This is a genomic window from Bifidobacterium hominis (assembly GCF_040095915.1).
Classification (GTDB): Bacteria; Actinomycetota; Actinomycetes; order Actinomycetales; family Bifidobacteriaceae; genus Bifidobacterium; species Bifidobacterium hominis.
This window is the reverse complement of sequence record NZ_JBBMFR010000002.1, coordinates 297,276-313,523: the sequence shown is the minus strand read 5'-3', so window position 1 is coordinate 313,523 and position 16,248 is coordinate 297,276. Positions and strand designations below refer to the sequence as shown.

Below are 16,248 nucleotides of genomic sequence, written 5' to 3'. Positions count from 1 at the left end.
TCATGATGCAATGTTCCTTTCCTATGTTGAATTTCGGTAACGGTTGGCCATGAATCAAGCTTGTGCCTGATCCCCGTTGTTGCCCACGGCTGTTTTGCGACGATTGATTAGATTCGGCAAATCGATCAGCAACGCTTTGAGAATCACCACGCAGAACGCGCCGACCAGAATCGAATTGGAGAAGAACACGTGAGCGCCGCCCTCAAGACCGCTCAATGCGTTCGGCAACGCGATACCCAACAGCAGTGACAAGCCGATGACTACTTGGGATCGGTCGTCCGGCTCTGCCTTGCGCAGTGTATTGAAGCCCGTACTGATCAGGCTCGCCGCAGCCGGAAGGAAAATGCCGCCGATTACAGGGGAGGGAATCAGCGACAACATCGCGCCGGCTTTCGGCACGAAACCAAGTGCCACAAACACCACACCGGCGATGATCACCGGCACGCGTGTGTGGGACTTGCCCTCATCCGTAACCTTCAGTAAAGCGACATTCTGTGGATATGCGGTAGTGGTGAAGCCACCGATCAGCGAAGAAATAGCGGAACCAGCCGCTTCGCCGGACAAACCATAACGAACCTGGCGATCCTCAAGCTTGACGCCTTGAATCTCGCTGGCCGCCTGATACACGCCAAGCGCTTCCATAATCGCAACCATATATGCGATGAAGAACGGTACAAAAACCGCAGCATCAAAATCAAAACCGCCATATGGCATGATCTGAGGAAGACCGAACCAAGGCTTGGACGCAACCCCGGAAAAATCCGCCATGCCAAACACTATGGAGAGCGAAGTGCCGACAACCAGCGCAATCAAATAGGAAAGCGCCCTGACCATGCCTTTGCCGAACTGGGAAAGCACCACCACCAACACGCAAGTCACCACAGACACGGCCAGCGTCTTCGGATCAGCGAACCCGTCATCGCCGGGAGCGCCGCCAAGAAACTCACTCAATGTGAAACTCGACAGCGAAACGCCCACCAGAAAAATAATCACGCCGGAAACCATCGGCGCAAATAGAAAACGCATCTTCTCAATCACACGAGTCAGACACAACACCAGAAAAATCAGCGAACTAACAAAAATCGACGTGCCAGCCGCAGCCAACGAACCGGCGGTACCAGCGGCAATCATCAACGCGTCAAACGCGGCAGACGGACCTTGTACAATCGGCAGACGCACCAACTTCGTGGCCTGAATCAACGTGACCAAACCGGACACGATGAAAATGGCGTTCACCATATTCGAAGACAAGGCCAACGGCAACCCAATGGCACCGGCCACAAATACCGGATCAAGCCACACATTAGACACCAACACATGCTGCAAGCCCAGCAAAACGTTCTTTGGAGTGAGCTTCTTCGAATCGGATCCGCTCTGAACGGACGGTTGCGACATGGCAGACATGCCAATTCCCTCTCTTCCTTACGGGGGCGACCAGTCTATGATCGCCGACACAGGGGAACGCATGTGCGCACTGTTCGTGACATTCCTACGCAGGCATTACCCTGATCAGGTATGAGGGTCCGGGCAAAGCCCGTCTCAGCCACATATCGGCTCCCCCTGTGCTATTCGGACAGGCAACCAGCATAACGGCATGCGTCGATACTTGGATGAGTTGGCATGAGAGCCCAGTGCGTTGTGAATTCTCCACATTTCCTCAAGAAAATGTACCTTGACTTTTCTGGGTATTCGTTATATGGACACGGAAATATCCACGACACAAAGGCGCGCTATTCTAAACCGCGCATTAAAGAACCGCAAGACTTTTCTTGCCCAAAAACATTGAAGGTGGTTTCGGTGACTTTCCACACCCCGTTAGATCTCACGATCCATGATTCCCAAGGTATGTACGATCCCGACGCCGAGCATGACGCCTGCGGCGTGGGTATGGTCACCACCCTCAACAAGCGCCCCGAACGCAAAATCGTCGACGACGCCATTGAAGTGCTCGTCAACCTCAACCACCGTGGCGCGGTCGGCGCCGAAGAAAACACCGGCGACGGCGCGGGCATCCTCATGAGCATGCCCGACGAATTCATGCGCGCCACCGCAGGCGTCGAACTACCCGAAGAAGGCCACTACGCCGCCGGCATCGCGTTCCTCGACCGAGACATCGCCACCTCCGGCCAACAAGAACAGGCCATCGCCAAAATCGTGCGCGAAGAAGGCCTCGAAGTACTCGCATGGCGCGTCGTACCCACCAACCCGGACGGACTCGGACTGCAGGCGCTCGCCAGCATGCCCGCGTTCAAGACGCTGGTCGTGGCCGACCCCGAAGGGCAGCTCGCCGGCATCGAACTGGACCGCAAGACGTTCCGCATCCGCAAGCGTGTGGAACACGAGGTGGGCATCTACTTCGCGTCCCTTTCCGCACGCACCATCACCTACAAGGGCATGCTCACCACCATGCAGATCAAACCCTTCTTCCTGGACCTTTCCGATGAGCGCATGAAGGCGAAGATCGCCATCGTGCACTCCCGTTTCTCCACCAACACGTTCCCGAGCTGGCCGCTCGCACAGCCGTTCCGCCAGCTGGCTCACAACGGCGAGATCAACACCATCCAGGGTAACCGTAACTGGCTGTCCGCGCGAGAAGGTCGACTGAGCTCCGAACTGCTTGGCGAATTCAAGCCGTTGCTGCCGATCGCGACCCCGGGCTACTCCGACTCCGGCACGTTCGACGAATGCCTCGAACTGCTGCACCTGTCCGGACGTTCCATGCCGCATGCCATCTCCATGATGCTGCCGCCGGCATGGGAGAAGAACGACCAGCTCGATCCCGACGTTAGGGCGTTCTACGAATACAACAACACACTGATCGAACCGTGGGACGGCCCCGCGCACATCATCTTCACCGACGGCACTCAGGTCGGCGCGTTGCTCGACCGCAATGGCTTCCGCCCCGGCCGCTGGCAGCTCACCGACGACGGTTACATCGTGCTCGCCTCCGAAACCGGCGTGCTTCCGGAGAACGCCGAGGAGCACATCGTGTCCAAGGGCCGCTTGGAGCCGGGCAAGATGTTCCTCGTCGACACCGATGAAGGCCGCATCATCCCCGACGAAGAAATCAAGAAGAACCTCGCTGCCCAGCATCCGTACCGCCAGTGGGTCGAAGGCAACACCGTCGAGATGAGCCAGCTGCCCAAGCGCGAGCACGTCAACCACTCCGGCCAGTCCGTGCAGCGCCGTCAGCGTGCCTTCGGCTACACCGAAGAGGACCTGAAGCTGCTGCTCGCCCCGATGGCCAACACCGGTAAGGAACCGCTCGGATCCATGGGCAACGACGCGCCTATGGCCGCGCTCTCTTCCCGCAGCCGCATGCTGTTCGACTACTTCACCCAGAAGTTCGCGCAGGTTACCAACCCGCCGCTCGACTGGGAACGTGAAAAGATCGTGACCTGCCTCGAATCCGCCATCGGTCCCGAGCCGAACCTGCTGGCCGATTCCGAACTGCACGCCAAGAAGATCCTCATTCCGTTGCCGGTGCTCAACTCCGACGAAATGGCGCAGCTCAAGCGCCTCGACCGCGCCAAGATCCTCGGCGGCTACTACAAGCCGTTCGTCGTCAAGGGTCTTTATCAGGTCGCAGGCGGCGGCAAGGCACTGAAGGAACGTCTTGAGGAAATCTTCCAGGAAGTCGATGAGGCCATCGCAAACGGGTCCAACTTCCTTGTGCTCTCCGACCGTGAATCCAACTACACGTGGGGACCGATTCCATCACTGCTGCTCACTTCCGCGGTGCAGCACCACCTGCTGCGCAGACACACGCGTACCCAGATCTCCATGGTCGTGGAGGCCGGCGATGTGCGCGAAATCCACCATGTCGCTCTGCTAATCGCCTACGGCGCGGCAGCAGTCAACCCGTATCTGGCGTTCGAATCCGTCGAAGACCTGTCCCGCAATGGGTATCTCAACGTCGATGCCGAAACCGCAGTGAAGAACCTGACCAACGCGCTGTCCACCGGCGTGCTCAAGATCATGGCCAAGATGGGCGTCTCCACCATCATGAGCTACCGCGGCGCGCAGTTGTTCGAAGCCATCGGCCTGAACAAGGACGTCATCGACAAATACTTCACCGGCACCACCTCCCGCGTCGGCGGCGTCGGACTCGACGAACTGGCCGAAGAGGTTGCCATTCGTCACCGTGTGGCCTACCCGTCGCAGTGGACCGCCCGTCCGCACCGCAACCTGCGCACCGGCGGCGAGTACAAGTGGCGCCGCACCGGCGAGGATCACCTCAATGATCCTGAGGCCATCTTCCTGCTGCAGCAGTCCACCCAGCGCGGCGATTACGACATGTTCAAGAAGTATTCGGCGCACATCAACGACACCTCCAACCGTCTGATGACGCTGCGCGGACTGATGAAGTTCAAGTCCGACCGCAAGCCGATCGACATCAGCGAGGTTGAGCCGGCCAGCGAGATCGTCAAGCGTTTCTCCACCGGCGCCATGAGCTACGGATCCATCTCCCAGGAAGCGCATGAGACCCTCGCCATCGCGATGAACACCATCGGTGCACGTTCTAACTCCGGCGAAGGTGGCGAATCCGAGGATCGTATCAACGATCCGCTGCGCTACAGCAAGATTAAGCAGATCGCATCGGCGCGTTTTGGCGTGACCAGCGATTACCTCGTGCACGCCACTGATTTGCAGATCAAGCTCGCCCAAGGCGCCAAGCCGGGTGAGGGTGGCCACCTTCCGGGAGCCAAGGTCCCGCCGTGGATCGCCAAGGTGCGTCACGCGACCCCGGGCGTAGAGCTCATCTCCCCGCCGCCGCACCACGACATCTATTCCATCGAGGATCTGAAGCAGCTGATCAACGATGCGAAGATGGCGAATCCGAAGGCTCGCGTGCACGTCAAGCTCGTCTCCGAATTCGGCGTCGGCACCATCGCCGCCGGCGTGGCCAAGTGCCATGCCGACGTGGTGCTGATTTCCGGCTACGACGGCGGCACCGGCGCGGCTCCGCTCAACGCCATCAAGCACGCCGGCACCCCATGGGAGATCGGTCTGTCCGAAACCCAGCAGACGCTCGTGCTCAACGGCCTGCGTTCGCGCATCACCGTGCAGTGCGACGGCGAGCTCAAGACCGGACGCGACGTGGTGATCGCAGCCCTGCTTGGCGCCGAGGAATTCGGCTTCGCCACCGCCGCATTGATCGTCGAAGGCTGCGTCATGATGCGCGCCTGCCAGAAGAACACCTGCCCGCAGGGCATCGCCACCCAGGATCCCGAACTGCGCGCACGCTTCAAGGGCAAGCCGGAGCACGTTATCAACTTCTTCATGTTCATTGCCGAGGAAGTGCGCGAACTGCTCGCACAGCTTGGCTTCCGCACCTTGGAGGAGGCTGTCGGCCATGTCGAATGCCTCGATCAGAACGAAGCGATCAAGCGTTGGAAGTCCGACGGCATCGATTTGAGCAACGTGCTGATGCAGCCGGGACCGGTTCCGGGAACCATCCTGCATCAGACCATCGAGCAGAACCACGAGCTCGACAAGGCGCTCGACAACAAGCTCATCGAGCTTGCGCAGCCAGCCCTTGAGAAGAAGGAGCCGGTGCGCATCGAGATGCCAATCCGCAACGTGTACCGTACGCTTGGCACCATGGTCGGCTACGAGATCACCAAGCGCTACGGCGAGGAAGGTCTGCCGGACGACACCATCGACATGACCTTCCACGGTGCGGGCGGCCAGTCCATCGGCGCGTTCATCCCACGCGGCGAAACCATCCGCATATACGGCGAAGTCAACGACTACGCAGGCAAGGGCTTGTCCGGCGGCCGTATGGTCGTGCGTCCGGAAGCGGGCATCACCTTTGATCCGCATGAGAACGTGATTGCAGGCAATGTCACCGGTTTCGGCGCCACCTCTGGCCAGATGTTCGTGGCGGGACGCGCTGGCGAACGCTTTGGCGTACGCAACGGCGGCGCCACCTTCGTGGTGGAAGGCGTCGGTGACCACGGATGCGAATACATGACCGGCGGCACCGTCGTGATTCTCGGTCCCACAGGCCGCAACCTCGGTGCAGGCTTCTCCGGCGGCCACGTGTACGTGCTCGATCTCGATATGAAGCAGGTCAACCCGGCAGCCGCCACCAACGGCGCACTGCTGTTCGAACCGCTCGACAGTGAGTCGGACGAAATCGTGCACGGCCTGGTCAAGCAGCACGCGGAAGAGACCGGCTCCGCATTCGCGGCCGGACTGCTCGCCGACTGGAAGAATGTATCCAAGCGATTCACGCACATCGTGCCGAGGCACTTCCTCGCCATGCAGAAGGCGATGAAGAACGCCGAAGAGAACAATATCGATTTCAATACGCCCGGCGTCTGGGAACAGGTGTACGAGCAGGTTATGGAAGGAGCGCGCTGACATGGGAGATCCACGTGGATTCCTGAAGGTCCGTACCCGTCGCGAACTGGCCGAACGCCCCGTCGAGGAGCGAATCAAGGATTGGTTCGACGTCCACGCCGAATCCGGCCTGCAACCTTGGACCACCGAACAGGCGGCCCGATGCATGGATTGCGGCACGCCGTTCTGCATGAACGGCTGCCCACTGGGCAACATCATTCCAGAATTCAACGATCTGGTCCGCCAGGAGAAGTGGGAGGATGCGTACAACCGCCTGTCCGAGACGAACAACTTCCCTGAGGTCACCGGCCGCATCTGCCCCGCGCTGTGCGAGGCCGCCTGCGTGCTGGGCATCCACCAGCCGCCGACCATGATCAAGAACGACGAATGCACGATCATCGATCAGGCATGGGATCTCGACTATGTCAAGCCGTTGCCTCCGCAGCGTCTGACCGACCAGACCGTCGCAGTGGTCGGCTCCGGCCCATCCGGTCTGGCATGCGCCCAGCAGCTCACCCGCGCCGGCCACACCGTGGTCGTATACGAGCGTGATGACGCCATCGGCGGTCTGATGCGCTACGGCATTCCGAACTTCAAACTCGACAAGCGGCTCATTGACCGCCGTGTGGAACAGATGGAGGCCGAAGGCACTGTGTTCCGCACCGGCGTGGAGATCGGCAAAGACATCTCTTGGGACGATTTGCGCTCCCGCTACGATGCCGTGGTCGTCGCCATCGGTTCCACCGTGCCGCGCGATATGAAGATTCCGGGCCGTGAACTCAAGGGCATCCACTTCGCCATGGAGTTCCTGCCTGATGCAACCCGCCGCGTCTACGGCGTTAAGCCAGTCAATGACATCACCGCCGAAGGCAAGCATGTCGTGATCATCGGCGGCGGCGATACCGGATCCGACTGCTTGGGCACGTCCATTCGCCAAGGCGCCAAAGACGTCACCGTGCTGCAGATCATGCCGCAGGAACCAAGCGAACGCCCGGCCAACCAACCGTGGCCGACTTTCGCACGCCTGTACCAGAAGACCTCCTCCATGGAGGAAGGTTTTGAAACTCAGCGTGCTGAATACGTGTACAGCACGGATTCCGTGAACTTCGTCGGCATCGAAGAGGAACAGGCCAAGGTGAAGGTGGAGCACTCCACCGCCACCGAAGGCTTCGTGGCCGACGAGAACGGACATGTGACCGGTCTCAAGGTCGTGAACGTGGCACCCGGCGAAAACGGCCCATTCACCCGCCAGCCGGGCACCGAACGCGTGATTCCGGCCGATCTGGTGCTCATCTCCGTCGGCTTCCTGCATCCGGACACCACCACGCTCGTGGATCAGCTGCCCGTCGACCTCGACGGACGCGGCAATGTGGCTCGCAACGATAAGTTCGCCACCAGCCAGGATGGCGTATTCGCCTGCGGCGACGCCGGCCGCGGCCAGAGCCTCGTGGTATGGGCCATTTCCGAAGGCCGCTCCTGCGCGGCTGCCGTGGATGAATACCTCACCGGTGCCACTGAACTTCCGGCGCCCATCGTGGCTTCCAAAAGGCCGATGATGCTGCCGCGCTGATTCGACGACGACACCAGGATCCAAGTGGTCTTCATCCGCATCCATCGGCATGCGGATGAAGACCACTTTTCCTATAGGCAACGTTTTCCTTGAATTGATATGACTGAAGCGTGGAAAACAGCCGGCGTACGGGTCCGGCATGCGCTAAAGTGGCATGCAGCAACAAGTAACAAAGGAGTGCACCAATGCCAAATCGCGCCGAACGACGTGCCCAAGCCAAGCAGAACCGCAGGGGAGTGCCCCAACAGTACGACCAGACCAGAGGCCGTGGTCGTTCCGGCATGCTTGACGAATACCAGCTTCAGGAGAAGTCCCGTCGCCTGCAGGACGGCATCGACGGTCCATGGAAACCGACCGGCGGCAGCGTCGTGGAAAACGAAAGCCTGCTGACCACCAATCCGGATTACACAAATCCCAAGATGTTCAAGGCGCCGCATTCCGTGCGCCAGTGGTTCCGCGTGGCCAGCTGGGCGCTGATCGCATTGTCCGCAATCGCATTCCTTGTAGTCATGTGGCTGCCATCGCATCCGATGTGGCTCATCGCAACTGTTTCCACTGTCTTTGCCGTCGGTGTGCTTAGCCTGTTCTTCACGGCGGGTAACCCGAAGCATAATCCGAACCTCGATCAGAATGGTACGGCCGTCTGATGGTAAGGCGATGAACGCAGAGCGGGGCTGCATCCGATGGAAGGATGCAGCCCCGCTTTCGCATGCGAGTCACGAATGACGACACTATTCGTTCCTGGTTTATTGACCTCCTTGTTTGCATTTTTAGAAAAGATGCAAAACTTTGTGACACGAATGAAACAATCAGGCGTTTCCTTGGAAATTTGCCTTACAGTAGTGGTGGAACAACTGCCTGACTCGAAGAGGAGAGCACAGATATGAAGGTTGACATCCTTTCCCGTGAATATCCGCCCAAGGTGTACGGCGGCGCAGGCGTGCACGCAGAGGAGCTTTCCAAGGTTCTGGCGGAACGTGTGGATGTGACGGTTCGTGCATTTGACGGACCACGTGCCGAAAACGAGATTCCCGAAATCCCGGGTGACAATCCGAAAGGTTCGCTCAAGGTCGTCGGATACGACGTTCCCAAGGAACTCCAGGAAGCAAACGGCGCGCTGAAGACGTTCGGCGTCGATCTGCAGATCGCCGACGATGTGGACGCCGACATTATCCACGCGCACACGTGGTATGCATGCTTGGCCGGATACCTTGCCAAGATGCTGCACGGAACGCCGCTGGTCATCACCGCGCATTCCCTCGAACCGTTCCGCCCATGGAAGCGTGAGCAGTTGGGCGGCGGCTACGACCTGAGCTCGTGGGCTGAACGTGACGCATACGAGCACGCCGACCGCGTCATCGCCGTATCCGCCGGCATGCGCGAGGACATCCTGTCCGCATATCCGAATCTTGATCCCGACAAGGTGGTCGTGGTGCACAACGGCATCACCATGAGCCAGTTCGAAATCCCGGCTGACGACGATCCGGGCTGGAAGGTGTTCGAACGTTACAACATCGACCGTAATAAGCCCACGCTCCTGTTCGTCGGCCGCATCACCAGGCAGAAGGGTTTGCCGTACCTGCTGCAGGCGTTGCATTTCGTCGATCCGGGCATCCAGGTCGTGCTGTGCGCCGGCGCGCCCGACACTCCGGAAATCATGAACGAGGTCAAAACCGCGTTCGCCAAGCTTGATGAGGAGCGCGGCAACATCATCTGGATCGAGGAGATGCTGCCGAAGCCGGAACTTAACGCGCTCGAACACGGTTGCGACGCGTTCATCTGCCCGTCCATCTACGAGCCGCTCGGAATCGTGAACCTTGAGGCCATGGCCTGCGGTCTGCCCGTGGTAGCCTCCGCGACAGGCGGTATTCCCGAGGTCGTCGTCGACGGCGAAACCGGTTATCTCGTGCCCGTCGACCAGTTGCACGACGGCACTGGCACCCCGACCAATCCAGACAAGTTCGTACACGATATGGCCGACGCCATCAACCGCATCATGGCCGACCCCGAAAAGGCGAAGCGGATGGGCCAGGCCGGATATGAACGCGCACGCGACAGCTTCAGTTGGGAGTCGATCGCCGACAAGACCGTCAAGGTCTACGAGGATGTGCTGGCCGAGCAGGGCAAAGCCGCCGAATAACCCGTTCACCACGTAGACGATACGTGAACGCCTTCCTCCGGACGCATTATTCTGGCGGAAGGCGTTTTCGTGACTGCAATCTGAACAACGGCAAGGGAGGAAGAATGCCGGAACAGAACATCGCGCTGAAACTCAGTGACGTGGAATTCCGTCGTCGTAAGCGCGTGATTCTCACCAAAGTCAATCTGGAAATCAACAAAGGTGAGAAATGGGTGCTGTTCGGTCCTAACGGCATCGGCAAATCAAGCCTGGTGCAGATGATGAGTACCAGGGGCTTCCCGTCCGAAGGCACCGTCGACATTCTTGGCAACCGTCTCGGAAAAGTGGACGTGTTCTCCTACCGTAACCGCATCGGTTTGAGTTCCGCGGAACTGAGCCGTGCGTTCCCGCCTCAGGAAGATCCGCTCGACGCCATCGTGACCGCATTGACCGCGACCACCGGCCGTTGGCGCGACACCTACACCGACGAGGATTATGCCAAGGCGCGCTCCCTGATGCGCGAATTCGGCATCGAATACCTCGAAGGCAAGATGATGTTCAAGCTTTCGGAAGGCGAACGTACGCGCGTGCTGATCTGCCGTGCGCTGATGGCCGATCCGGATTTGCTGATTCTGGACGAACCGACCACAGGACTCGACCTGGGTGGTCGTGAGATCGCGCTTCGTGCGTTGAGCAGGGTCGGTGCCGAACAATCAGACCGTGCCGTGGTATTGGTGACGCATCGTCTTGAGGAGATTCCGCAGGGATTCGACCATGTGGCGATCATGGGTAGAATCACCGGCAACGAAGCCGATGCTTATGCCGACAATGTGGCAGGCAACGATCCGGCCCCCGGAACCATCGTGTACACGGGCGACTTGGAACATGGCTTCACGTCCGCGCGCTTAAGCGAGGTGTTCGGCCTGAAGCTCGAGGTGACACACATGAACGGGCGCTGGAACGCGTACGCGCTGTAACTGGCGCTTTGCATGGTGGAACATGCTGTAGCATGAATAGCGCCAGACAGGCGGGTCTTGACCGTGCTGTCGCAATGATGGAATCCATGTTTGCAATGAAGGAGCGATTGATGCGTCGAGGACCGTTGACGACGGGCGAGAAAGTGCAGTTCACGGATCGCAGATCCAATAAGATCACCGACCAGCTGGTGCCTGGTGGCGTGACGCAGACCTCGCATGGCATCATTCTGCACGACGACGTGATTGGGCAGCTGGAGGGATCCGTGGTGGTTACGGTGAGCGCCAAACGCGAGACCCAGATCAACCAGGACCATCCGGAACGCGACGCCAACAAGCCTTGGAAGGGCACGCGCGCCATCGGTGGATGGCAGTTCGCGGTAATGCGTCCGAGGCTGGCCGACTATGTGCTGTCGATGCCTCGAGGCGCGCAGATCATGTATCCGAAGGACATTGCCCAGGTAATTCAGTTGGGCGACATCCGTTCCGGCATGAACGTGCTGGAATCCGGAGCCGGATCTGGCGCCATGAGCATCAACCTGCTGGACGCGGTGAGTGAGTCCGGCCGGCTGACCACCATCGAGATGCGGTCGGAATTCGCCCGCGTGGCCGAAGCGAACGCCACGGTCTATTTCGGAGGCCGCCCTGCTTGGTGGGATTTGAAAACTGGAGATTTCGACTCGGTGGCGGCCACGTTGCCGGAGCATTCCTTCGACCGCATCATGCTTGACATGCTCGACCCTTGGAACCGGCTTGAACAGGCGTATCGAGTGATCGCCCCCGGAGGCGTGCTCGTGGCGTATGTGACCACCACCACGCAGCTGAGTCGTATGGCGGAGGCGTTGCGCGAAGCCGGCTGCTGGACGGAACCGGACATCCAGGAAACGCTGGAACGTGACTGGAAGGCGCAGGGTTTGGCAATCCGCCCCGACCATCAGATGATCGGGCACACCGGTTTCCTTATGGTATCCCGTGCGATGGCTCCGGGATTCCAGGCGTTGCGCAAACGCGACCGTGCCACGAAAGACACGACCACGGATATCGATTCCCTGAGCGCCGAAGAACGTGCCGAACAGCTCGAAGACCTTGAACTGCGTGACATTTCCGACCGTAAGCTGCGCAAAGTGCTGCGCGATCTCGACGCGCAGGTCGAGGCTATCGGCGATTGATACGGTGATTCTTGCAAGTGTTCTGAGACAATAGTCGTGTGTGTTGCGTTGACGCGCATCGGATCGTTAAGGATTGGAGCATTCGTCCATGGGAACGAGCCTTAAGAAGGTTGCGAAGAAAGCCAAGGATTACAAATACGTGCTGCTGGTGATGCGCCACGCCAAGACCGAACCGTTCGGTGACGGCGGCGACGCCGGGCGCGAACTGACCGACAAGGGACGCAAGCAGGCGAAGGCCGTCGCCAAAGGCTTGGTCACGCACAAAATGGCGCCGACGCGTATCGCGTGCTCCAGCGCCACCAGAGCAAGACAGACATGCGACCGCATGCTCAAGGTGTTCGGCGACGACCCGAAGGTCGACTACCGCCAGAGCCTGTATGAGGGTGGAGTGCAGTCCGTGTTCGACGAGCTTGCGCAGACCAAGGAAAAGCATCGCGAATTGTTGGTGCTTGGCCATGAGCCCACCGTGTCGATCGCATGCCAGTGGCTGGCGAGTTCCGAATCGGATGCGACACTGCTCGAGCTGCTGAATCTGGGCATGTCGCCGGCTTCGCTCGCCGTATTCGGCTCGAACGAGCCGTTCAACCAATGGCAGTTGCACAGCGGCGAACTCATCGCATTGCTGACGGCCAAGGATTTTGAATAATTCCTTGTCGATCGGCATGATGTTGAGAGGCGTGAAACTATCGCGCCAACTGGTATAAACCATGCTTATAACGACACTCAAATTTTCTTAATGACTTATATCAAGGCGATTTGTGATAGCTTGAGCGGGTTGCATTGTTCATATCAGATGGAGGATTCATGTCCGTTCTCACTTCCGTCTCCGGTTTCCCTCGCATCGGCCAGAACCGCGAGCTGAAGAAGATTATCGAAGCTTATTGGAAGGGTGCCGCAACGCTCGACGACGTGCGCGCCACCGCCAAGGAGCTGCGCGCCAAGCATTGGAAGCTGCAGCAGGAAGCCGGAATCGATTTGATTCCGAGCAACGACTTCAGCTATTACGACCAAATGCTCGACACTGCCATCCTGCTGAACGTCATTCCGCAGCGCTACCAGCGCCTCGCCTTCGACAATCCCGAAGAGACGCTGTTCGCCATGGGCCGCGGCTACCAGGGAGACAAGGGCGACGTCACCGCGCTGCCGATGAAGAAGTGGTTCACCACCAACTACCACTATCTGGTGCCGGAAGTCGACGAAGCCACCGACATCAAGCTCAACAGCACCAAGCCGTTCGACGAATTCAACGAGGCGAAGGCGCTCGGCATCACCACCAAGCCGGTGCTCATCGGCCCGTACACCTTCCTCAAGCTCGCCCGCAATCCGCAGGCCGAAGAACTCGAATATGACAAGGGCCTGGTCAACGCGGTCGCCGCCGTCTACGCCGAGGTCGTGGCCAAGTTCGCCGAGCTGGGCGCCGAATGGATCCAGATCGACGAACCGTACCTCGTGCTCGACAAGGAGCCGGGCGACGTCGAACTGTTCAAGAGCCTGTACACCAAGATCCTGCCCGCACGCGACGGCAAGATTAAGGTGCTGCTCAACACCTACTTCGGCCACATCGCCGACGTGTATGAGACAGTCAACCTGCTCGCCTTCGACGGCATCGGACTCGACCTCAACGAAGGCAAGGACGAGAATCTCGCCGCCGTTGAAAAGTTCGGCGTCGCAGAGAGCACCACCATCTTCGCCGGTGTGGTCAACGGCCGCAACATCTGGCGCAACGATTACGCCGTCAGCCTTGGACTCGTCGACGCGCTGAAGAAGGTCACCGACAACGTGGCCGTCTCCACCGCAAGCTCCCTGCTGCATGTGCCGTTCAGCACCGAAGGTGAAGACGGTCTCGCCGATGATGTGCGCAAGCATTTCGCCTTCGCCGTTGAAAAGCTCGGCGAACTGCACGACCTCTCGGTTCTCGCCGACGCCAGCGAGGAAGACAAGAAGGCATCCGGGGCATTGGCCGCCAACCAGGCGCTCTTCGACGGTACCCGCGTTGCCGCCGACAAGAACGTGGCGGAACGTCTCGCAGCTCTGACCGACTCGGACTTCGTGCGTCAGCCGGCACGTGCCGAACGTCAGAAGGCACAGCGTGAGGCGTTGAACCTGCCGTTGCTGCCGACCACCACCATCGGATCCTTCCCGCAAACCAAGGAAGTGCGCGCCGAACGCGCCAGACTGCGCAAGGGCGAAATCACCAAGACTGAATACGACGAATACATGAAGGCGCAGATCGACGCCTGCATCAAGCATCAGGAGCAGATCGGCCTTGACGTGCTTGTGCACGGCGAATTCGAGCGTAACGATATGGTCGAATACTTCGGTCAGAACCTCAACGGTTTCCTGTTCACCAAGAACGCTTGGGTGCAGTCCTATGGCACCCGTTGTGTGAAGCCTCCGATCGTATGGGGCGACGTGTCCCGCGCCAACCCGATTACCGTGGAATGGAGTGCCTACGCGCAGTCCCGTACCAGTCATGTGATGAAGGGCATGCTCACCGGCCCGGTCACTATTCTCAACTGGTCCTGGCCGCGCGAGGACATCACCCACGAGCAGCAGACCCAGCAGCTGGCCCTCGCCATCCGCGACGAAGTGCTCGATCTCGAAGCCGCTGGCATCAAGGTCATCCAGATCGACGAGGCCGCCCTGCGTGAAAAGCTGCCGCTCAGGAAGACCGACTGGCACAAGAAGTACCTCGACTGGGCCATTCCGGCATTCCGACTGGTGCACTCCGCGGTCAAGCCGACCACGCAGATCCACACCCACATGTGCTATTCGGAGTTCAACGACATCATCACCGACATCGACGCCATGGACGCCGACGTGATTTCCTTCGAAGCTTCCCGCGGCGATCTCGTGGTGCTCGACGCCATTCACGACGCCAACTTCGAAACCGAAGCTGGCCCGGGCGTCTACGACATCCACTCGCCGCGCATCCCGTCCGAAGCCGAAATCGAGGAACGCATCTACGAAATCCTCAAGAAGATGGACGTCGAAAAGGTGTGGATCAACCCCGACTGCGGTTTGAAGACCCGCGGCAACGCCGAAACCTGGCCAAGCCTTGAAAACCTCGTGGCCGCAGCCCAGGCTGTGCGTGCCAAGCTGACCAAATAAGGCGAAACGTTAGGAACAAGACGACAGCCATGCATTCGCCAATGTTCTCGCTCGAGGTGTTCCCTCCGAAGCGAACCTCCCCTGTAGGCACCATCTACGACACGTTGGATGGCCTGCAGGGGTTGGACCCCGATTTCATTTCCGTCACCTACGGCACCGGCAAATCATCCGACCGTACATTGACCGCGCGCATCGCCCACACGGTAAGCGAATACGGCATCCCCAGCGTGGCCCATCTGACCGCGCAGTATCTGAACAAGGATGACGTCGACCAGGCACTCGACATGTTCGAACAGGCCAAGGTCTCCGGCGTGCTCGCCTTGCGTGGCGACCGCATCGACGGTGCCGAACCGGCAGGAGTGTTCGAACATGCCAGCGATCTGGCCGCATATATCCGCCAACAGCGCCCGGGCATGAAGATCTACGGCGCCTGCTATCCGGAAAAGCACCCGCAGGCGGCAACGCTGGAAGAAGACATCGACAATCTCAAAAAGAAAGTCGACGCCGGCGTGACGCACCTGATTTCGCAACTGTTCTACGACAACGAGGACTTCCTGAGATTCCTCGACAAAGCGAGGGCCGCAGGCGTCGATGCGCCGATCGAAGCGGGCATCATGCCGGTCATGAACGCGAAATCGGTGTTGAACATGTCGAGCAAATGTCAGTCGAAGATCCCCGAAAAACTCAGCATTATGCTTGATAAATGGGGAAGCGACAAGGCTTTGCTTAAAGAGGCGGGTATCGCTTACGCATCCGAGCAGATCTGCGATCTAGTGGCGCGGGGCGTCGACGGTGTGCACCTGTATACGATGAACCATCCATGCGTCAGCAGACGTATTTGGTCCAACGTCAAACCATTCTTCGTCTGATTCCGGACGATGCAACAAACATCAGGGGCGGTTGCGGGTATTTCGCAACCGCCCCTGGTTTTATACGGTTACTATAGAAACCATGACT

Annotated in this window: 10 protein-coding genes and 1 riboswitch; of the genes, 9 read left to right on the top strand and 1 reads right to left on the bottom strand. The window is 59.3% G+C overall.

Annotated features, from left to right (window positions below; all coding sequences use genetic code 11):
* Positions 1-54: 54 nt before the first annotated feature.
* The gene (locus tag WMO36_RS02805) at positions 55-1,404 is read right to left on the bottom strand and encodes a solute carrier family 23 protein (RefSeq protein WP_144171375.1); all 1,350 of its coding nucleotides are present in this window, start codon (positions 1,402-1,404) and stop codon (positions 55-57) included.
* Positions 1,405-1,469: 65 nt separating this feature from the next.
* A riboswitch (TPP riboswitch) is annotated at positions 1,470-1,571 on the bottom strand.
* Positions 1,572-1,797: 226 nt separating this feature from the next.
* Here WMO36_RS02805 and gltB point away from each other — a divergent pair.
* The 9 genes from gltB to metF all read left to right on the top strand — a co-directional run bounded on the left by gltB (position 1,798) and on the right by metF (position 16,160).
* The gene (gltB, locus tag WMO36_RS02800) at positions 1,798-6,369 is read left to right on the top strand and encodes a glutamate synthase large subunit (RefSeq protein ID WP_349076680.1); all 4,572 of its coding nucleotides are present in this window, start codon (positions 1,798-1,800) and stop codon (positions 6,367-6,369) included.
* A gap of 1 nt (position 6,370) precedes the next feature.
* On the top strand, positions 6,371-7,918 hold the full coding sequence (locus tag WMO36_RS02795) for a glutamate synthase subunit beta (protein WP_099570611.1): 1,548 nt from the start codon (positions 6,371-6,373) through the stop codon (positions 7,916-7,918).
* Between the two features lie 185 nt (positions 7,919-8,103).
* Positions 8,104-8,565: a Yip1 family protein gene (locus tag WMO36_RS02790; RefSeq protein ID WP_099570610.1), complete on the top strand. Its 462-nt coding sequence runs from the start codon at positions 8,104-8,106 to the stop codon at positions 8,563-8,565.
* Positions 8,566-8,801: 236 nt separating this feature from the next.
* On the top strand, positions 8,802-10,058 hold the full coding sequence (glgA, locus tag WMO36_RS02785) for a glycogen synthase (protein ID WP_099570609.1): 1,257 nt from the start codon (positions 8,802-8,804) through the stop codon (positions 10,056-10,058).
* Positions 10,059-10,162: 104 nt separating this feature from the next.
* Entirely contained in the window at positions 10,163-11,014 is an 852-nt protein-coding gene (locus WMO36_RS02780; protein ID WP_349076677.1) for an ABC transporter ATP-binding protein, read from the top strand.
* Between the two features lie 110 nt (positions 11,015-11,124).
* Positions 11,125-12,180: a tRNA (adenine-N1)-methyltransferase gene (locus WMO36_RS02775; protein ID WP_144165595.1), complete on the top strand. Its 1,056-nt coding sequence runs from the start codon at positions 11,125-11,127 to the stop codon at positions 12,178-12,180.
* Positions 12,181-12,268: 88 nt separating this feature from the next.
* Positions 12,269-12,826 (top strand): SixA phosphatase family protein, encoded by a 558-nt coding sequence (locus WMO36_RS02770; RefSeq protein ID WP_144171381.1) that lies wholly within the window; start codon positions 12,269-12,271, stop codon positions 12,824-12,826.
* A gap of 158 nt (positions 12,827-12,984) precedes the next feature.
* Complete coding sequence (metE, locus tag WMO36_RS02765; protein WP_099570605.1) at positions 12,985-15,291, top strand: 5-methyltetrahydropteroyltriglutamate--homocysteine S-methyltransferase; 2,307 nt, start codon at positions 12,985-12,987, stop codon at positions 15,289-15,291.
* A gap of 29 nt (positions 15,292-15,320) precedes the next feature.
* The gene (gene metF, locus WMO36_RS02760) at positions 15,321-16,160 is read left to right on the top strand and encodes a methylenetetrahydrofolate reductase [NAD(P)H] (protein WP_099570604.1); all 840 of its coding nucleotides are present in this window, start codon (positions 15,321-15,323) and stop codon (positions 16,158-16,160) included.
* Positions 16,161-16,248: the final 88 nt, after the last annotated feature.